This is a genomic window from Kitasatospora sp. NPDC088861 (assembly GCF_044750105.1).
GTDB lineage: Bacteria > Actinomycetota > Actinomycetes > Streptomycetales > Streptomycetaceae > Kitasatospora.
On record NZ_JBIVJF010000006.1, the window covers coordinates 284781 to 304395 of the forward strand.

The window sequence follows — 19615 nt, forward strand, 5'->3', positions numbered from 1 at the left end:
GAAGTTGGATCAACCCGTGTCGTGCCGCGCAGAGCCGAAGGATCGGAGCTCCCAGGGGCTGCCGGTGGGTGGTGCGCTGTCGGCGGCGGCCGTGGACATCATTCGTCGGGCAGGGCGAGTGCCAGTTTGCCGAATCCTCGACGGCCTCGGACAAGCCGCGCGCTGACGGGCCGCCGGCTCCCCCGCGACGGTCGTCCCCGTTGTCATCGGCTGTCTGTCAAGGTCAGGGCCTCTGTCACGCCCATGCCCCACTGCCCCTGTTTCGTAGGTGAGTTGAAGCAATTTGACGATCAGTCAGACGAAATCTAACGTCGACCCCGTACCGATCGTCGCTCACTCGTTCGATGGCCCGGAGGGGTTTTCGCATGCCTCCTTACGAACAGACTCCTGTCGGCATATCAGGAATTTCCGAGAATCAACCGAAAACCTTCTACAAGGCGAGTGTTGACTCAGTCTCCCCTCCGGCCCGGCGGACCGGACTGGCGGATCAGGGGCAGTGCTTCCTCGGCGTCAGTCTGGAGAACGGCAATTTCGCTCCGGGCAAGATCGCCGCGATGCTCCGCTGGATAGCCAGGCGGTTCCCCCGCTGCACGGTGCTGGTCGGGGACAGCATCCACCGGATCACCCTGGCGTCCACCCGGGGCCTGCCGGAGGACGAGGAGCTCTCCCGGGCGCTGGCCCTGGGCGACCGCTTCATCGCCGACACCCGGGCCCTGTTCGCGGCCGAACGCGAGCAGACCGAATTCACGTTCCTGCGCTGCTCCGAAGTACAGCGGTGGGATTCCTACGCAAAGCACCATCGAAGCCTCACCGACTACCACCGGGCCGACCGGAACTTCCGGGAGTCCGTGGACGCGTTCGGGCGGAGCTTCCACACCAGGAATTCCGGCCAACTTGCCGAGGCCGACCTGGAGAGGCGGGTCGAAATGTCCGCACAGTACTTTCTGGAGGAGTCCGCAATATTCGCGTGTCTTGTCCAGGAAGGCCTTTCTGTCATGGTCTACCCCGGTTCGTTCGGCACCCTTTCGGAGGTCACCGACGGGAGGCACCCGGACGCCCCGGAGGAACTGCGTCGGCTGACCGTCGTCTCGCTCGATCTGCGGAGGCGTTGACGGCCGTCCCTCGCCCCACCGAGCGCTCTGCCGGACCGCAGGACCGGCAGGTTCAAGCTCGGGTGCCGCGTCAGCATGACCGGTGGTCAATGGTCGGTTCTTAAGGACTTCTTAGGAGTCCTCCGTATCACTGTGTCATGCACACCGGTACTCATACGTCATCCCTTGCGGGCCCCGCCCGCCGACACGTTCCGCGCGCCGTTCTCGTCCTCGCCATGGCCACCGCGCTGGTGTCCGCAACCGTGGCGAGCGCCACCGGCAGCTCCGCCTCGCCGATGCGGGTGCGGGTCCATGACGGGCGCGTCGACGTGCCGGTGCGCGGCGGCACCGCCACCATCGACGCGGCCACGCTGCGGGCCGAGGCCCGGACCGAGGACGGGCGGGTGGTCCTGCTGTCCGCTCCGGCCGCCCAGGGGCTGGGCAGGGCGAGCGCCCCGGTCAGGACGGCGAGCGGCGCCGCCTGGTCGTATCCGGAGAAGGGCCTGCGGGCCGAAGTCCGCGCCGATCACGGCCGGTTGCTGGTCACCCTCACCGGGACCGCCCTCACCGGGAGCGGCGGCGACACCTCGGTGCGGTGGCCGGTGACCGCCACCGATCCGGCCGCCGCCGAGGTCCAGCTCCCGCGCGGCGAGGGGCTGTCCGTTCCCGTCGACGACCCGTTCTGGAACTCCTCCGACGGGGCGCTGGTCGGCGAGGAGCAGGAGCTGAGCTCGCAGCTGTCCATGCCGATGTGGGGCTACACGCTCCGCTCCGGCCGGGCCGGCGTCAGCTACATCGTCCCCACCGACATCGGCACGTCGCTGACGTTCGCCTCCCAGGACGGGCGGCTGCGGGCCACGGCCGAGCACGGATTCTCCGCCGGGAACGGCACCGGCGCGTACACCGTGGCCTTCTCCCTCACCGACGGCTCCCCGGTGGCCCCGGCCGTGGACTACCGCAACTGGCTTTCGGAGCACGGGCAGTTGGGCAGCCTGAGCGAGAAGATCAAGCAGAACCCGCAGACCGCGAAGCTGCTCGGGGCCTTCCACGCCTACGCCTGGGGCGGCGCCCGCCGGCCCGCCTACCTCGACCGGCTCAAGGAACTGGGCGTCTCCCGGCTCTGGCTCGGCTACGACTCCGACGACTCGCCGATGACGGGCGAGGACGTCAAGGCCGCCGAGGCCGCCGGCTACCTGGTCGGGCCGTACGACTCCTTCGCCAACGGCCAGCAGAAGACGGACGACTCGTCCCCCAACTCCGTCTGGCCGGACGACGTCTACCCCCGGTTCTGCGTCCTCAGGGCCGACGGAACACCGCAACCCGGCTTCCACAAGAAGGGCTGCTACCTCAGCTCGCAGGCGTTCGAGCAGGCCGAGCCGCAGCAGCACTACCTCGCGGACCGCACCCGCTCGCTGGTCGCCAACGGGGCCGACAGCTACTTCCTCGACGTGGACGCGGCGGGCGAGCTCTTCCAGGACTTCGACCCCGGCCACGCGATGACCATGGACGAGGACCGCGCCAACCGGCTCGCCCGGATGCGGCGCCTGACGGACGGCTCGTACGACGCGTCCACGGGCCGGCCCGCCCCGCTGGTCCTGGGCTCGGAGTCCGCCGGCTCCTGGGCCAACCAGGTGCTGGCCTTCGACCACGGCTCGGGCACCCCGGTGGACGGGCGGCTGTGGGCGATGGAGTCCGGGCACTTCGACAACGGGCCGCAGGACCCCAAGGACGACGGCGCCTGGGGCGGCTACGCCCCGGAACAGGCCGCCGCCACCTTCTTCAAGCCGGTGCGCACCACGGACTTCAAGCCCGAGCACCAGGCCCGGGTGGCCGCCGCCCTGAAGGCGATGTACGACCCGCGGTACCGGGTGCCGCTGTACGAGACGGCGCTGCACGGTTCGCTGGTCAACGTCGAACGCTGGGAACTGCCCTTCAGCAAGCTGCCGGAGCAGAAGACCACGCGTGCGCTGCTGGCGATGCTCGACAACACCCCGCTCAACTTCGTGCTCAGCGACAAGGACCCGCACGACGGGCAGAACCTTCGGGAACTGGCCGCCCTGCAGCAGTACTTCGCGCCGCTGCACCAGGCGGCCGGCGCCCAGCAGCTGACCTCCTTCCGCTGGCTGACCGGCGACCACCTGGTGCAGCGGACCGTCTTCGGCGACGGCACGCTGACCGTCACCGCCAACTTCGGCACCACCGTCCACGACGGCCTGCCGGGCGGCTGCGTGGACGCCACCGTGCGTGGACGCCCGGGCACCCAGCGGCTCTGCCCGGCTGACGTGGTCTCCTGACGACCGTGGCTGACGAGCTGAGGAGCTGACCAGCTGAGGACCTGACTGCCTGACTGCCTGACTGCCTGACGAGCCGGCGGGACGGGTACCCCCGCCCGTCCCGCCTGGCCCCGCCGCCCCGCCGCCCCGCCGTCCCGCCGCCGGTGTCGGTGCCGGGCGGACGCGGCGTGGTGGGTTAGCCTGCGCTGTGGGCCGGGTGCGCGGGGGCGACCACGGGGTGCGTACGGACCGGCCGACGAACGACTATGGGGGGTTTCACATGTCCAGGATCATCACTGCCGCCATGCCCGCGCACGGGCACACCGCGCCGATGCTGGCGATCACCGCCGACCTGGTGGCGCGCGGGCACGAGGTGGTCTTCCTCGGCGGGGCGCGGTTCGCCGGGGCCGCCGAGGAGACCGGGGCGCGCTTCGTCGCCCTGCCGCCGGAGGCGGATTTCGACGACCGCCGGATCAACGACTCCTTCCCGGGGCGGGCCGAACTGCCGCCCGGGCCCCAGCGGTTGGCCTTCGACGCCCGGAACATCTTCATCGACCCGGTGCCCGTGCAGTACCGGGCGCTGCGCGCGTTGCTGGCGGAGTTCCCGGCCACGGTCGTGCTCGGTGACTGCTTCTTCCACGGAGCGGTGGCTCTGGCGCTGGCCCATCCGCGCGGCGAGCGGCCGGCCGTGGTGGGCATCGGGGTGTCCCCGCCGATGCTGCAGAGTGTCGACACCGCGCCCTTCGGGCTTGCGCTGGCGCCCCAGGCGGGACCGGAAGGGCTGGCCCGCAACCGGGAGTTGAACGCCGAGGCGGCGCTGCGCGGTGAGCCGCTGCGGCAGTACGCGGCCGAGGTCTTCGCCGGGGTCGGGGCCGAACTGCCGCCGGGGCCACGGGTGAACGCCGCCGTCACCGGGCCCGACCACTACCTGCAGCTGACCGTCCCGGGGTTCGAGTACCCGCGCAGCGACGCGCCGGCCTCGCTGCGCTACATCGGCGCGCTGGCGCCGCAGAACCGGAGCGAGGTGGAACTGCCGCAGTGGTGGCCGGAGTTGGCCTCCGACCGCCCGGTCGTGGTGGTCACCCAGGGCACCCTGGCCAATGACGACCTGACCGAGCTGCTGGTCCCCGCGGTGCGGGCGCTGGCCGACCGCCCCGACCTGCTGGTGGTCGCGGCCACGGTCCGCCCGGACGGGCCCGAGCTGCTGGCGCAGGCGCTCGGCGGCCTGCCGGACAACGTGCGGGCCGCCGGCTACCTGCCGTTCGACCGGCTCCTGCCGCACGCCGACGTGTTGATCAGCAACGGCGGCTACGGCGGTGTCCACACCGCGCTGGCCTTCGGGGTGCCGCTGGTGGTCGCGGGCGGCAGCGAGGACAAGCCCGAGGTGGCCGCCCGGGTGGCCTGGCGCGGTGTGGGCATCGACCTGCGCACCGGGCGCCCGGGCGAGCCGGAGCTGCGCGAGGCCGTCGACCTGGTCCTGGCCGACCCGGCCTACCGCGCCAACGCCGCCGACCTGGCCGCCGAACTCGCGGCCCACCAGCCGCTGACGGCGATCGCCGAACTGGTGGACTCGCTCGGCTGACCGCCGCGGGGCGCCGCCGGGTGCTCGGGAGGATCGACCGGCGGGATCTGCCGACACACCGTCACCTCGCGCGACCGGCCTCCTGCCCCACCCGGCCGCACGGGTTGGACTCGGCTTGTCGTCTTATCGCTCGCTGGGCCGATTCCATCTCCGAAAGGAACGGGATCGTCCGGAAAGAGGCCCGATGGGCGGGGAGCGGTTGAAGTAATTTGATGATGCGTCAATTGACTTCCCCCGATGGCAATTTGCGCGATGCGGTCCAGGGTATTGCCTTCCCGATATGCGCTAGCCTCGTCCTGGCGTGATCACATGCCGATCTCGAATTGGGGGGAATCACATGGCAATCGGACGACGGCAACTCCTCACCTCCGTCGCGCTCACCGCCCTCGCCGCGCCCGTCCTGGCCAAGGGGACCGCGACCCGCGCGGCCGCGGCCGTGGGGGCGGCCCCGGCCGCCCCCTCCGGGCCGCTGTTCATGCAGGTCGTCGCGCACGAGGACGACGACATCCTGTTCATGAACCCGGACCTGTCCAACGCGCTCGCCATCGGCACCCCGTCCGTCACGGTGTTCGTCACCGCGGGCAACGCGACCGGCGACCCGTGCGCCACGTCCTGCTGGGACACGGCCGGCGAGCCGCTGCGCACCTGGAACCGGCAGATGGGCGCCATCAACGCCTACTCCCGGATGACCGGGGTCGGCGACACCGACCCGGCGACCGACGAGGTCGGGCACTGGACGGCCGAGGCGTGGACGGTCGCGGGCAAGCAGGTCGAACGGTACGTCCTCAAGGGCCGCCCGGTGCACCTGATCTTCCTCAACCTGCACGACGCCGGGCTCGGCGCAGTCCTGGCCGGCGGCACCGACACCACGGTCGTCCCGGTCGGCAGCCCGCTGTCCGGGCCGTCGACCTACACGGCGGCGGACGTCGTCGAGGTGCTGCGGCAGCTGATGGTGACGTACCAGCCGACCGTGCTCCGGGCCCAGGACGAACTCCCGGACAGCCGCTACTCGGGCGACCACTCGGACCACGTCTCCGCCGCGAAGTTCGCCGGCCAGGCGGCCCTGCTGTACGGCGGCCCGCTGATCCAGGTGAACTACCGGGACTACAACATCAGCGACTCCCCGGTGAACCTCGACCCGGCGACGACCGGCGCCAAGGGCGTGTTCGTCTCCGAGTACGCCAGCCACGACCACTCGGGGAACTACTCCGACGCCTGGTTCTCCCGGATGTACTACCGCTGGTCGCGGGGCACATCCTGGGCCGGGCTGAACCAGGACGGCCGGCCTCAGGTCTTCGTCGTCCGGGCCGGCGTCCTCTACACCTACTGGCGCCAGGCGGACGGCAGTTGGGGCGGTCCGGTGCGGATGGCCGACCCGGGCGGGCGACTGGCGCCGGGCATCGCGGTCGGGACCAACGCCGACGGCCGGCTGGAGGTCTTCGCCCGCCGCCTGACCGATCACCACATCATCTCCCTGCCCCAGGGTGCGCCCAACGGCTGGTGGTGGAACAGCTGGGCCGACCACGGCAACCCCAACACCGGACTCGGCAACGAGGACCAGGTCGGCGTGCCCGTGGTGGCCGGCAACCAGGACGGGCGGCTGGAACTGTTCGTCAAGAACGGCGGGGGCGGTCTCAGCAGCATCTGGCAGACCACCCCGGGCGGGGTGTGGACGGGCACGTGGACGGACCTGGGCGGCACCGACCTCCAGGACCCGGTCACCGCGATCCGCAACGGCGTCGGGGCGATCGAGGTGTTCGCCAGCACCCGCACCGGAATCCTCGGCTGGTGGCAGGGCGCCCCGAACGGAGCCTTCGGCGGCCCGGGCCCGATCCCGGGCGCCCGGCCGGCCAGCCCGCCCAAGGCCGCGCTCGACCAGGACGGCCGCATCGAACTCGCCTACCGCGAGGCCGGCACCGGCGCGATGCTGGTCAGCTACCAGACCCGGCCTGGCGGCGAGTGGAGCCAGTCCCCGGCCCCCCTCGGCGGAGACGGGGGAGTGGGCGAGCCGGCGGCGGCCACCGTCGGCGGACGGGTCGTCCTGTTCGAGCGCAACCGCGGCGGCGGCGTGAGCACCACCGCCCAGACCGCCCCGAACTCCGGCTACGGCACCTGGCAGGACCTCGGCGGCACCGTCCTCGACTACCCGGCCGCACTCGTCGACGGCGGCGGCGTCCTCCACGTGTTCGCGATCGGTTCGGACGGCCGCGTCTACTACCGCGCGGGCACGACGCCCACCACCTTCGGCGGCTGGCAGGGCCTGCCGCTCTGACCGTCCCGCCCGGCGGCCGGTCGGGGGCTCTCCCGGCCGGCCGCCGGGCCGTGCGCCGCCGGGCCCGGGCCGTCGCCTCTGCCCGTGGCGAATCTGCGGCGGGCAGAGAAAACGCATCCGGAGGTCTCCCGGGGTCAAGAGTGGAGTCGAGGGCAAGCCCGCCTCAACACCTCGACTCGACACTTCGACACCTCGACACCTCGACACCTCGGCATCTCGACAAGGAGACCGGATGACTCCCCTCACCACGCTCGCGCCCCGCGCGGAGGAGGGCGGCACGCCGCCCAGCCGCTTCGACGACCACCTCGCGGCGCAGCTGCTCGCCCAGCGGATCGTCCTCCTCGGCACCCAGGTCGACGACGTGTCGGCCAACCGGGTGTGCGCGCAGCTGCTCCTGCTGTCGGCGGAGGACCCGCGCACCGACATCAGCCTGTACGTCAACAGCCCCGGCGGGTCGGTCACCGCGGGGCTCGCCATCTACGACACCATGCGGCTCATCCCGAACGACGTCTCGACGCTGGTGATGGGGTTCGCCGCCAGCATGGGCCAGTTCCTGGTCACCGTGGGGGCGCCCGGCAAGCGGTTCGCGCTGCCGAACGCGCGGATCATGATGCACCAGCCCTCGGCGGGCATCGGCGGCACCGCCGCCGACATCGAGATCCAGGCGGAGAACCTCCAGTTCACCAAGAAGGCCATCGAGCGGATCACCGCCGAGCACACCGGGCAGAGCGAGGAGACGATCGCGCGGGACGGCGACCGGGACCGCTGGTTCACGGCCGAGCAGGCCAGGGAGTACGGGATCGTGGACCGGGTGGTGGAGTCGGTCGCCGACATCCGCCCGGCCGCGTCGCGCCGACGGATGGGGCTGTGACATGGGGTCGTACACGGTTCCCTACGTCATCGAGCGGACCGCGCAGGGCGAGCGCTCCTATGACGTCTTCAGCCGGCTGCTGAACGAGCGGATCATCTTCCTCGGCACCGAGATCGACGACGGGGTCGCCAACGTGGTCATCGCGCAGCTCCTGCACCTGGAGTCGGAGAGCCCGGAACGCGAGATCTCGATCTACCTCAACTCGCCCGGTGGATCGTTCACTTCGCTGATGGCGATCTACGACACGATGACGTTCGTGCAGGCGCCGATCTCCACGTTCTGCGTCGGTCAGGCGGCGTCGACGGCGGCGGTGCTGCTGGCCGGCGGAGACCCCGGGCGGCGGTTCGTGCTCCAGCACGCGCGGGTGCTGCTCGGCCAGCCGGCCAGCGGCGGCCGGCAGGGGACGGTGTCCGACCTCAGCCTCGCGGCGAAGGAGATGGTCCGCACCCGCTCGCAGGTGGAGGAGGTGTTGTCCCGGCACACGCACCACGACGTGGCGACGTTGCGCGCGGACATGGACCGGGACAAGGTGTTCACCGCCGAGGAGGCCGTCGCCTACGGGCTCGCCGACGAGGTGCTGAGCCGACGGCTCGCGTTCGGCTGACTCCGCGCGGGCGTGGCCGGTACGGCGGGGCGCGCCACCGTCGTACCGGCCGTCGGTCGGGGCAGGTCCGATCAGGCGGCGAGGCAGAGCCCGTCGTACTGCGCCGTGGGCGACGTGCGGCTCCGGTCCAACCGGCTTCGGCCCACCGCGCCCCGGCCCACCTGGCTCCGGCCCATCTGGCTCCGGGTGTGCCGGGTCAGCTCGTCCTGCGCGAGCGAGAGCAGGTCGGCGAGGCCGAACCCGAGGGCCCGGGCGGCGGCCGCGAGGACCTCGGAGGAGGCCTCCTTGCGCCCGCGCTCCAGCTCCGACAGGTACGGGATCGAGATCCGGGCCGCCTCCGCCACGTCCTTCAACGTCCTTTCCTGGGCGAGCCGTTCGCGGCGCAACGCGTCGCCGACGAGGTCGCGCCACAGGGGTTCCCTCGGCGCGGGCGCGGGCGCGGGCGCCGGTGACGCTCCCGCCGGCCGCTGCGGGGCGCGGGTCGCCCCGCCGGAACCGGGCGACGAGGTGTGCGGGCGCAGGGGGATGACGCGGGCTTCGTTCGGCGCATGAGTGCTCACCCCTCCAGCCTAGGGATCCGGGGCACCAGGGGAAGGGAGTGGCGTTCTGCCCTGGGTGAAGCCGTACGGGCCGCCCGGCCGGGCCCGTGGCCGTCGAACTCGCCACGGGCCCGGCCTGGTTCCACTACGCGTGCCGCGCCCCGCGCCGGCGCGCGACCACGACCAGCACGCCGCCCGCACCCAGCAGCGCCGCCGCACCGGTCACGCCGAGCGGCAGCACGCTGCCGGCCCCGGTGGTCGGCAGCGCGCCGCCGGGCCGCTCATCGGGCCGGGACGGCCAGGCGCTCGGCGACGACGGCGGCGACGGCGGCGACAAGGACGCCACCGCCGCCACCGAGGACGACGGGCTCGGTGTCGGGGGCGGGGTCGGGGTCGAGACCGCATCCGGCGACGACGGGGCCGCGCCCGAACCGGCCGACGGGAGCAGCCGGTTGACGACCGTCACCGTGATCCCGTCGTCCAGGGTCTCGCAGGTGAGCACCAGCGGCCCGAAGACCGTGACGGCCGGCGCCGCGTAGCCGTCGGGCGGGCTCACCTCCACCCAGTAGTACGTCCCCGGTCCGACGACGATCCGGCAGATGCCGTCCGCCCCGGTGGTGCAGGGATCGCCGACCGGCGAGTCCTGGTGCCCGCCGGCGGTCTGCGGCCAGCTGGGCCCGCCGTTCCAGCGCCACAGCTGGAACGTCGCCCCGGCCAGCGGCCTGCCGTCCTGGTCGTGCTTGACCAGCGTCAGCGCGCCCTCCTGCGGCCGGAAGCCGAAGTCGAAGGTGTGGTCGTCCTGGCCCGGCCCGCCGGTGGTCAGTTCCCGCTCGGCGTACGTTCCGCCCGGCGGGACGACGCCCTTGGAGTTGATGAACGGGTTGTCGCCGACGTCGTGCCGGGTGGGCACCCACTGGTACAGCGGGCCACCCTCGGCGAAGTCGGCGGGGTTGTCCAGCCGGATCGTGTACTTGGTGTGCGGCTTGAGCCCGCCGTCCACGTTCGAGTCGTCGAAGTAGTACTCGCCGCGCGCCGTCGTCCGCGCCGTGCCGACGAGCTTCCCCGGCCCGTCGTACAGGTGGACGGTGGCGCCCTCCACCGGGCGCTGGCCCGGCTTCTGGATGCCCTTGTGCTCGGCGTCGTACCAGACCCGGTTACCGATCTGCAGCGGCGCCTGGTCGCAGAGCACCTCCAGGTCCCCCATCGAGGCGCCCTTGCCGAACGGCGCGGGCACGTTCGCCGGGTTGAGCCGCAGGCCGAACGCCGGGTCCTGCCTGCCGTCGCGCTGGACGAACGACGTGCCGTAGCCGAAGGCCGTGCTGTTGGGGTCGAACCCGGAGGTCCCGATGGTGTTCTCGACCTTGGACAGCGCCATCCCGGCGTAGGCCGCGTTGTGGTGGACGCCCATCCGGCTGGTGTCGAAGAAGCGGGCGCCCCGGGGCGAGAGCCCGCAGCCGGTGTTGGCGTCCAGCACGTAGGTGCCGCCGCTCAGGCAGGCCTTGTTCAGGTCACCGCCCGACAGCACCTCGCCCACCGCCGCGCCCGACCCCGACTGGCCCGTCGCCCGGTCGGCCATGCGGTCGCGGAAGGCCAGCAGCATCGAGCCGTCCGTCTCGAATCCGACCTCGCCCAGCTCCGGCTCCGGCTGCGCGCGGAAACCGGCGCAGGTCTGGCCGTTCTGCGTGGTCGGGTAGGTGTTCGTCCACGGGAACCAGCCCGCGCCGTCGCACGGGCCCGATCCGACGGTCGACTGGCGCGGGTAGTCCAGCGGCTGGTCCAGCACGGCCGCGCGGAACCGGCCGGTGGCCAGGTCGAAGGGCAGCACGACCGCCCGCAGGTCCGAGGCCTTGCCCGTCGACTCGCCCGAGCAGACCCCGCCGAGGTAGCCGACGCCGTCCTGGAGGCCCAGGCCGAACGGCCGCCAGTCCCCGGCCGAGGCGCAGCCCGGGTCCGGGACCGGGTAGACGCCCCTCGGCTGCGCGGCCGTCGGCGCGGTCGCGTCGTAGCGGTACAGCGTGCGGGTGTTGAGGTTGACGACGAACAGGTCCCTGCCGTCGTTCGTCACCTTGAGCCCGCCGAGGCTCTCCTTGCCCGGCGCGACGAGGAACGCGTCGTCCGTCCCCGGTCCGTGCGCCGTGCTGCCGGCGTCCGGGACGGTGGTGAACAGCGTGGTCCGCCCCTGCGCCGGGTCGGTCACGTAGATGCCGCCGGCGCCGCCGGGGCCGTAGTCCGTGGTGCGCTTGGCCGCCGCCGAGGAGAAGATCCGCCGGTCGGCCTTGTTCCACGCGATGCCGTAGAGCGTGCCCGTCTGCGCGTCGGTGGCGAGGTTCGTGACGTTGACGTCCACGCCGTCCTGGCCGCGCGCGCGGTACGGGAACGACACCAGCGTGCGCTGCGCGCCGCCTCCCCAGGTGGTGTTCTGGCAGGTCGTCACCAGCGGCGCGTTCTGCTGGCAGTAGTCCCCCGGGTACCACAGCCCGGTGGTGTACGAGACGTTCTTGCCGTCGGAGAGGTCGACGAACTCCTCGTTGGAGCTCAGCTGGTTCGGCGCGCCGTCCAGCCCCTGCCGCGAGGCGAACGCCGGGAACAGCACGCCCGGCTTCGGATTCACCACCTGCACCCGGTACGTGCCGCCGTGCTCCCGGCTCCGCGGCGGCGCCAGCGTCACCGTCCCGTCGGCCCCGGTGGTGCCCTCGACGTGGGCCCGCGCCTCGCCGGTGAGCGTCACCTTCACGCCCGCCAGCCCCGGCTCCAGCGCGGGCGTCCACACCCCGGAGGAGTCCACGGCCCGGATCACCCGGACCGTCACCGTCCCGTCCTCCGTCTGCGAGAACGCCGCCGGCGCCGTCAGCGCCCCGCCGCCGCACAGCGCGGCGGCGAGCACCGCGGCCCGCGCGACGCCCTTCCTTCTCCTTCTCGTCCCCACCTGATCCCCACTCTCCTGGTCGGCGGACATCTGCCCGATCCGGACAGGACCCCCAGGAGAGCGACAACCGGTCGTCCACGTCCTGGTTTCGGGGCGCATTCACTGGTGTGTGTGACAGGTGAAGGGCCGGAAATCGCATCAAGTTCGGATACGACCGCACAAGTTCGCATACCGCAGGAGAAATCCCGATGCCCGGAGCGTCCGGACCCCCGCGGCGGAGCGGATCCGCAACTCCCCGCAGTCCCGCCCGACGGCGTCGACCACAACGCCCTTTACCACAACGCCGCCCCTGCCACGCCGCCGTTCCGGTGCCCGGACGCCGTCCTGCCCGGGGGGCCTTTAGGCCTGAAAGCCGCTATCCGAAGCCGGTGATCAAACCGTAGGAATGGCTCCACGGCCTGATCGGCCACCCACCCGTGATCAGAAGGAGCTTTCGCCCATGATCCGTCTTCGCACCTGTATGGCCATCGCCGGCGCCGCGGCGACGTTCGCCCTGACCGCCGCGCCCGCCCAGGCCGCCCCGGGCGACGTCACGACCTCGTGCGGAAGCGTTCTCACCCCGGCCGGCTACGTCGACGTGAGCTGGGGCTACAGCAGCAGTTGCGGCACGCAGAGCTTCAGCCCGAACATCAAGCAGATGAAGCAGCTCACCGGACTGCCCGTCGGCACCGTGGTCCAGGCCTGCTCCACCACCTACCCGCCGGCGGGCTGGGTCCAGACCGGCTCGTACTACACCAGCAGCTGCGTCGCCTGGTCGAACCCGAGCCTCAACAACAACGCCTGGCAGCTGAAGCGCGTCTCCTGACCGGGCGACTCCGCTGGGCCGGCACACCCGGGGCGCTCCCTCAGGAGCGGGGTGCCCTGCCGTCCGGGCCGCCGTCCGGGAGGTGGTCCCGGACGGCGGTGTAGGCGGGGCGCGGACGGCGGCCCGAAGCCCGACCGCCGCCGAGCGGCCAGGACCGGGCACCGGCATCCGGCACCCGGCGCCCTCGGTGGATCAGCTTTCGGACAGCTGCTCGCGCAGCACCGTGCGCAGGGTGACGGGATCGCGGCCGAGCAGGTCGGCCAGGGTGGGGTCGGTGGCGGCGAACTCGCCGGCGCGGCTGGCGGCGAAGATGCCGAGCAACCGGTCGGCGGTTTCCGCGGGGACGCCTTGGCCCGTCAGCTGCGTGCGGAACTGGTCGTCGGGGGCGGTGGTCCGCGTGACGGTGCGGCCGGTGAGCTCGGTGGTGATGGCGGCGATGTCGTCGAAGGTGAGCGCCTGTCGGCCCGTGAGCGGCGGCGTGGGGCCGTCGAAGCGGCCTTCGTCGGCCAGGATGGCGGCGGCTGCGTCCGCGAGGTCGGCGTGCGCGGTCCAGGCGACCGGCCCGTCCGCGGGGAGCGCGAGCCGGCCGGACTGTGCCGCGTTGCCGAGGAAGTGCGCCGCGCTGGTGGCGTGGAAGCCGTTGCGCAGCGAGGTGAACGGCACGCCGCAGGTGCGCAGGGCCTCCTCGGTGGCGGCGTGGTCGCGGCAGGCCTGGAAGCGCGACGTCGCGCCGGCCCCCATCTGGCTGGTGTAGAGGATGCGACGGGCGCCCGCCGTGACGGCCGCTTCGATCGCGGTGCGGTGCTGCCTGACGCACTCCTCGCCCATCTTGTCGACGGAGACGACGAGGACCTGCGCGGCGTCCTCGAAGGCGTGCGCGAGGCCGGCGGCGTCGGTGAAGTTGCCCTGGCGCACCCGTACCCCTTGGTCGGCGAAGTCCTGCGCCTTCTGCGGGTCGCGGACGCTGACGCCGATGCGTGCCGCCGGTACGCGCGTCAGCAGCCTCTCGACGATCTGACGCCCCAGCTGTCCGGTGGCTCCGGTCACGATGATCATGATGTGCTCCCGTGTCGCGACGAGGTGGTTCCAGTGGAAACACTTTAAAGGTATCACTGATAATAACGATGGAACCAGTGGTGCGGTATCGTTGATTCATGCCATCGCCTTCACGCGACAGGGACGGCGCCACCGCCACCGCGTCCACCATTGAGTCCGCCCCCGCCTCCCCGGGCCGGGAGCAGACCAGGCAGCGGGTCATCGAGGCCGCCATCGGACTGCTGACGCGCGGGGGCCGCGACGCGGTCACCACCCGCGCGGTCGCCGATGCGGCGGGCCTGCAGCCGCCGGCCATCTACCGGCTGTTCGGCGACAAGGACGGGCTGCTCGACGCCGTGGCCGAGCACGGTTTCGCCGCGTTCCTCGCCACCAAGCACGTCGACCCCGACCCCCGGGACCCGATCGAGGACCTGAGAGCCGGCTGGGACGTCGCGGTCGAGTTCGGTCTGGCCAACCCCGCGCTGTACACGCTGATGTACACCGAACCCACCGGGACCACCTCGGCCGCCTTCAAGGCCGGCATGGAGATCCTGATGGGCCGCATCCGACGCCTCGCCGTCGGCGGCTGGCTCCGCGTCGACGAGGAACTCGCGGCCCAGATCATCCACGCCACGGCGCGCGGCGCCGTGCTCACCTGGCTGTCCCTGCCCCGGGACCGGCGCGACCCGGCCCTGTTGACCACCCTTCGGGAGTGCATGGTCGCCGCCGTCACCAACCGGCAGCCGGCCGTGAACGAGCCGGGCCCGGCCGGCGCAGCCCGCGCCCTGCGCGCCGCACTGCCCGAACAGACGACGCTCAGCGGCGCCGAGCAGCATCTGCTGGGGGAGTGGCTGAACCGCCTCGCCGCCGACGGCTGACCACCGGCGGCTGGACCGGGCAACGCTACCCCGGCCCCGGTGTCAACTGATGGTGCACCACGTCTCGGACCGTCGCGAGCTGCCCTGGTGGACGGCGACGGAACGAGCAGCCCGTGGCCCCGAGCGCTCGGGACCGGCTCAACCGCACAGGTGGTTCAGCAGCGCGTCGTCCGCCGGATAGGGGCGCTCGACGGGAAGGAGCTGCCGGGCGGCATCCAGAGCCCCGTCCCTCACCTGGGCCTGGACCGTGTGCGCGAGTGCGGTGACGTCGTCGATCGAGACGATCCACTGCTCCGCGTAGCGCTCGGCGGCCTCGCCGGCGAGGCCGAGTTGGAGGGAGCGGTGGGGGAGCGGCTGTAGGTGCAGATCGCGTTCGGGATCCCACTGCACCCGGGCCGGGGCCCGCTTCAGCTGGCGCTTCCAGGTGGCGCGGTCGGGGTGCAGCCCGTGTTCGTAGTGGGCCAGGCAGGCGTTCGCCAGGGCCCATTCGAAGCCCTCGCGGGTGATCTCGACCGCGAGGACGGTCTCCTGGCCCTCCTTGCCCGCCCATCCGCAGCGGTACATCATCCACAGGAACGACGGTTTGATCCACGTCATTCGGTCCCTCTTCCAGGCAGCCGGGAAGTGGCCGTCCTGTGCGGCGGGCAGGCCGATCTCCGGAGGGTACGCCTGGTAGACGGTCACCGTGGTGGCCGTGTGGAGGGCGCGGATCCGATGCTTGGGTTCTGACACGGTGACCAGGCTCGGGGTTCGGCGCGCAGCGCGCCATCGAATTACCGGGCCGGAGGGGGCTGGTGCGGCGCTCGGCGGTCGCTGCGGCACCTGCGGTGAGCGCGTGGTGGAGGTGTTCCCGGGTTCCTCCGCTTCCCGGCGGTGCCGGCCGGCGGGTGCCGAACGGCCCGGGCCGTTCGGCACCCAGTGGCGGGGCACCGTCTTCTCATGCTTTTCATGCGGCGGCGTGCGGCGAGCGGTGCGGCGGTACAGGCGCCGGATCACCCGATACAGGCGCCGGGGGGCGGGGGCCGGACAGATCCTGGACTATCTGGCGGCGCTTGCGCGACCCTGGCGGTGCCCGACGGCCGGGATCAGTTCTTCCACACGCCCCAGTAGACGTCGGCGTTGTCGCCGGAGCCGCTCTCACGGGTGGTGCGGAAGACGCTGCTGGTGCCATTCTCGTCGTAGCTGTTGGAACCGGTGTAGGGGTTGGCCCAGTGCAGCTGGACGGTGTTGTTGTTGCGCCAGCCTTCCTCGCAGCCGTACGTGCTGAACGTCGCCCAGCCCTCGGTGCCGGTCAGGAACCCGTTGCTCTCCGACTGGAAGGTGGCGTCGCCGGTGTTCCCCAGGGTCTGCGGCGGCTCCTGGCCCTGCGTCCAGATGCCGTGGGCCAGAGCGTAGCCGGTCCGGTAGAGCGAGCAGCCGGTCCCGTTGTGCAGGTGGACCGTGGTGCTCCGGGCCGCCTGGGTGGTGGCCTGGGCGGTGGCCGGGGCGGCCTGGGCGGTGCCGGTGGCGATGGTGCCGAGCCCGATGGCGCTTACCGCGGCCAGCGCCGCGAAGCGTGCGGAGGTACGCATGGTTCCCTCGATTCCGTGTGCCTTCGGTGGGTGGCGCGGGCGGTGTCCCGCGCCGTGGTGAACGATGCGCCGCGCCGACAGACAAACGATGGACGGTGCGGCTCGCGCCGTTCACCGCACCGTTCGCAACGCCCGTCCATCGTTTGTCAGTTGGCGTGGCGTACGAGCACCCGGGCGGCCGCCCGTCCCGACGAAGGCCCCGGAGACGTCCTCCCTCACAGTGGAGTGAGGATGTCCTGGTCCGCCCCGTCGAGGACGAAGCCGTTGTCCAGCCGGACCCGGACCGTCACCCGGTTCCCCCGTTCCCGGTGCGCGGTCCACTGCGGCTCCAGCGCGGCGATCTCCGCCTCCAGGCGCTCGCGGCTCGCCACCGGCATGGTGTGCCCGTAGTCCTCGAACAGCGCTTTGAGCCGCTGGTACTCGCGAACCTCATGGCTCTCCGGGAGTTCCCCGTCCACCCGCTCGACGGTGCCCTCCACCCCGGATCCCAGTGAGAGGAACCCGACGACGGCCCCGGGCTCCCCGGCGACCGCCTCACCGATCCCGAGATCCTCGGCCAACCTGACGCGCCGGCCTTCCTTCAGGGTCATCCGTCCTCTGCCTCTCCATCGATCGAGGCCGCCGGCGCCGCCGGCCCGCGGCCACGGCCATTATCCGCGGTCGCGTCACGGTGCACCCTCTCCCGCCTGGAGGGCGGCACCCGCAAGCCCACCCTGGAACTGCTGCTGCCGCTCACCGAGGTCCACGCCGTGCCCCTCGACGACCTCGTGGGCGCGCCTCGCATCCGAGCCCGCACCACCTGACCCGCGCCCCGGCCGGGACGGCCCTCATGTGGCCGGTTCAGGAGAAGTCGCGGAGCCGGGCCAGGGGTTGAGGCGGCGCGGGGTGGTGCCGGCCGATCGCGTCGAGTCGCCGGAGGCTTGTACGGTCTTCGGTGTCACGCCGAGGAGGTCATCGCGGCGGCGCAATTCCTGGGGGATGCATGAGGCTTCGACGGCCTGGTCGGTCGGATCGCTCGAACGGCACGCCGATCGTGGTGGCGTGTCTGCTGGCGCTGGATGTCGTCCTGTTCGCGGCCGTCCTTCAGGCCGCGCTTGGGCATGGACTTTGTCCGGCCCTCGGCGGACGTCAATGCGGCGCCCGTACTGCTGTCCCTCGGTTGGTCGTCGCGTTCACGGCGACATTGGTCACCGGCGGTCTGTGCCTCTGGCGGCGGCGCCCGGCGTCCGCAACCCTCCAGCTCGCCCTGGCCCTCCTGTTCGGCCTATCGGCCGTCAGTACCCACTGAGGGATATTCGGTGTTCTGCCTGCCCAAGAGGGCACAAGATGGTGCGCATGACTTTGGCCACCCCCGTTCTGCACACCGCTCGCCTGCGACTGCGCCCCTTCACCGACGCCGAAGCGGACTCCCTCCTCGCGCTGCACAGCAGCACCCATGTGATGCGCTATCGGGACTCCCCGCCGTGAACCGAACAGGCCCGCGCCGAGCGCCTTCATCGCGATGTGCCGGAAGATGGCGGACGAAGGCACCGGGGCGCGGGTGGCCATCGACCGTGCTTCTGACGGGGCCTTCGTCGGCTGGTGCGGTCTGACCGGATGGAACCCGGACTACCGCAGCGCGTCGTTGGGCTACTGCCTCGACGATGCGGTGTGGGGCCACGGCTTCGCGGCGGAGACCGCAACCGCCGTGCTGCAGTGGGCATTCGACGCACTGGACCTGAATCGGGTGCAGGCCGTGACCGATACGCGCAAGGTGGCATCTGCCCAGGTCCTGGAGAAGATCGGATTCGTGCGTGAAGGGACGTTGCGGGAAGACTGCGTCGTGAACGGCGAGGTGTCCGACTCGTGGGTGTCCGGGTTGATCAGGCGAGAGTGGCGGCCCTCGACCGCGTCGGGCCGGTGACACGCGGGGGCATTGCTGCCACCCTGAGCGTATGAGTACGGGCCAGGCCCAGCCGCTGTGCACGGACGTTGCTCCACGGCACCGGGAAGGCGATGCCGCCTCCCCGGCCCAACCGCCCACGCCCGTAACCCCCGTGGTCTGGTCCTACCGATCGTTGTTTCTCAGGGAGGCACGATGACCGGCCGAGTGATCTACGCGTCGTTCGAGTTCCAGTTCCCGCTGGGCGGCATTCGGGTGCTGAACCAGCAGGTCTCGCTGCTGCGGGCCGTCGGCGTCGAGGCGTTCCGCTGGACGCCAACGCCGGGATTCCGTTACACGTGGTTCGACGACGACGTGCCGACGCTGTCCGGCATGACCTTGGACCTCGGGCCCGAGGACGTGCTGGTGCTGCACGAGGTCAGCGTGGTCCCGGGCCACGACCCGGCGCCCGGCGGCCACAAGGTGATCTACTCGCAGGGGCACTACGTCAACTTCCTGACCTGCCCCGAACCCGGCCCGTATCCGGGATGGTCGGACCGGCCGGCTCTGTGGACGATCTCGAAGGCGGGCGTCGACATGTTCCGCCGCGCCCTGCCCGAGTTCGAACCGCACCTGGTGCCGAACGTCATTGACACCGAGTTGTTCCGACCGGCGTCGACCGAGCGGGTTCGGCGCATCGCGTGGATGTCCCGCAAGCGCCCGATCGAGACCACGCTGCTCCGCCGTCTGCTGCACGCCGACCCGCGGTTCGAGGGCGTGGAGCTGTACGACATCCACGCGGTCCCCCACGAGGAGGTCGCTCGCGTCCTGTCCGACACGTCGGTGTTCATCGCGTTGGGAGCGCCCGAGGGCGAGGGCTTCGGATTGCCGCCGGCCGAGGCGATGGCCAGCGGCTGCCTGGTGACGGGTTACGCCGCCGGCGGCGGAGCGGAACTGTTCGACTCGCCGTCCGCGTGGCGGATCCCGGAGCTCGAAACGGATCGGTTGGCGGACAAGGCCCTTGAGCTGCTCGACCTGCCCGGCCAGGACGAGGTGCGGCGGGCGGGCCGTCAGTGGGTCGCCGACCGGTACACCACCCGGGCCGCCGTCGAGGCACTGATCGAGGGCATCCGCAAAGCGCGTGCCCTCCCTGGCGGGGCGGCGAAGGCCACCCATCCGGCCGCCTGGATGGAGGAGTTGTTGAGGCGCTTCCCGGTGCCGCCGGAGACGCACGCCCGGGTGGAACCACCGGCCGCTTCGTAGTCCTCCAGCCGGACTGCTCCGTTCCCGCCGGCCACCGGCCCGAA

15 protein-coding genes and 2 pseudogenes are annotated in these 19615 nt (G+C 71.9%); 11 read left to right on the plus strand and 6 right to left on the minus strand.

The genetic code is table 11. The features are described from left to right. Window positions 1–365: 365 nt before the first annotated feature. The 6 genes from ACIP37_RS14555 to ACIP37_RS14580 all read left to right on the plus strand — a co-directional run bounded on the left by ACIP37_RS14555 (window position 366) and on the right by ACIP37_RS14580 (window position 8693). Window positions 366–1112 carry a tRNA-dependent cyclodipeptide synthase gene (locus ACIP37_RS14555; protein ID WP_400843931.1) on the plus strand — a complete coding sequence of 249 codons (747 nt, stop codon included), beginning with the start codon at window positions 366–368 and terminating at the stop codon, window positions 1110–1112. 215 nt (window positions 1113–1327) lie between these two features. Next, a complete protein-coding gene (locus ACIP37_RS14560; protein WP_363586915.1) occupies window positions 1328–3385 on the plus strand; it encodes a glycoside hydrolase in 2058 nt (685 codons plus the stop codon). Window positions 3386–3644: 259 nt separating this feature from the next. Beyond that, on the plus strand, window positions 3645–4946 hold the full coding sequence (locus ACIP37_RS14565; protein ID WP_363627657.1) for a nucleotide disphospho-sugar-binding domain-containing protein: 1302 nt from the start codon (window positions 3645–3647) through the stop codon (window positions 4944–4946). 337 nt (window positions 4947–5283) lie between these two features. Further along, window positions 5284–7218, plus strand: coding sequence for a PIG-L family deacetylase (locus tag ACIP37_RS14570; RefSeq protein WP_400806618.1), 1935 nt, complete (start codon window positions 5284–5286; stop codon window positions 7216–7218). 232 nt (window positions 7219–7450) lie between these two features. Continuing rightward, on the plus strand, window positions 7451–8089 hold the full coding sequence (locus tag ACIP37_RS14575; RefSeq protein WP_363623848.1) for an ATP-dependent Clp protease proteolytic subunit: 639 nt from the start codon (window positions 7451–7453) through the stop codon (window positions 8087–8089). Between the two features lies 1 nt (window position 8090). Further along, window positions 8091–8693 carry an ATP-dependent Clp protease proteolytic subunit gene (locus ACIP37_RS14580; protein WP_331745151.1) on the plus strand — a complete coding sequence of 201 codons (603 nt, stop codon included), beginning with the start codon at window positions 8091–8093 and terminating at the stop codon, window positions 8691–8693. Window positions 8694–8764: 71 nt separating this feature from the next. Here the strand turns inward: ACIP37_RS14580 and ACIP37_RS14585 are convergent, their stop codons facing one another. After that, window positions 8765–9253, minus strand: coding sequence for a helix-turn-helix domain-containing protein (locus tag ACIP37_RS14585; RefSeq protein WP_400806613.1), 489 nt, complete (start codon window positions 9251–9253; stop codon window positions 8765–8767). Window positions 9254–9377: 124 nt separating this feature from the next. Next, on the minus strand, window positions 9378–12188 hold the full coding sequence (locus ACIP37_RS14590; RefSeq protein WP_400843934.1) for an SdrD B-like domain-containing protein: 2811 nt from the start codon (window positions 12186–12188) through the stop codon (window positions 9378–9380). A gap of 409 nt (window positions 12189–12597) precedes the next feature. Between ACIP37_RS14590 and ACIP37_RS14595 the strand changes: the two genes are divergently transcribed. Next, entirely contained in the window at window positions 12598–12963 is a 366-nt protein-coding gene (locus ACIP37_RS14595) for a hypothetical protein (protein ID WP_363586909.1), read from the plus strand. 192 nt (window positions 12964–13155) lie between these two features. Here ACIP37_RS14595 and ACIP37_RS14600 read toward each other — a convergent pair whose 3' ends face one another. Then, window positions 13156–14019 (minus strand): NAD(P)H-binding protein, encoded by an 864-nt coding sequence (locus ACIP37_RS14600; RefSeq protein ID WP_400806607.1) that lies wholly within the window; start codon window positions 14017–14019, stop codon window positions 13156–13158. Window positions 14020–14117: 98 nt separating this feature from the next. Between ACIP37_RS14600 and ACIP37_RS14605 the strand changes: the two genes are divergently transcribed. Continuing rightward, window positions 14118–14876: a TetR/AcrR family transcriptional regulator gene (locus tag ACIP37_RS14605; protein WP_400806604.1), complete on the plus strand. Its 759-nt coding sequence runs from the start codon at window positions 14118–14120 to the stop codon at window positions 14874–14876. Window positions 14877–15014: 138 nt separating this feature from the next. On the opposite strand, the gene ACIP37_RS14610 is transcribed toward ACIP37_RS14605, so the two are convergent. The 3 genes from ACIP37_RS14610 to ACIP37_RS14620 form a co-directional block, all read right to left on the minus strand. Then, a complete protein-coding gene (locus ACIP37_RS14610) occupies window positions 15015–15608 on the minus strand; it encodes a DUF4291 domain-containing protein (protein WP_400335883.1) in 594 nt (197 codons plus the stop codon). Window positions 15609–15961: 353 nt separating this feature from the next. Continuing rightward, complete coding sequence (locus tag ACIP37_RS14615) at window positions 15962–16447, minus strand: hypothetical protein (protein ID WP_363586906.1); 486 nt, start codon at window positions 16445–16447, stop codon at window positions 15962–15964. Between the two features lie 215 nt (window positions 16448–16662). Next, window positions 16663–17037 carry a hypothetical protein gene (locus tag ACIP37_RS14620; protein ID WP_400806602.1) on the minus strand — a complete coding sequence of 125 codons (375 nt, stop codon included), beginning with the start codon at window positions 17035–17037 and terminating at the stop codon, window positions 16663–16665. Window positions 17038–17058: 21 nt separating this feature from the next. Here ACIP37_RS14620 and ACIP37_RS14625 point away from each other — a divergent pair. The 3 genes and pseudogenes from ACIP37_RS14625 to ACIP37_RS14635 form a co-directional block, all read left to right on the plus strand. Further along, window positions 17059–17229: pseudogene (locus ACIP37_RS14625) on the plus strand (XRE family transcriptional regulator); the annotation flags it as partial. Between the two features lie 553 nt (window positions 17230–17782). Continuing rightward, window positions 17783–18350, plus strand: a pseudogene (locus tag ACIP37_RS14630) (GNAT family N-acetyltransferase). Between the two features lie 174 nt (window positions 18351–18524). Further along, a complete protein-coding gene (locus ACIP37_RS14635; protein ID WP_363586898.1) occupies window positions 18525–19571 on the plus strand; it encodes a glycosyltransferase in 1047 nt (348 codons plus the stop codon). Window positions 19572–19615: the final 44 nt, after the last annotated feature.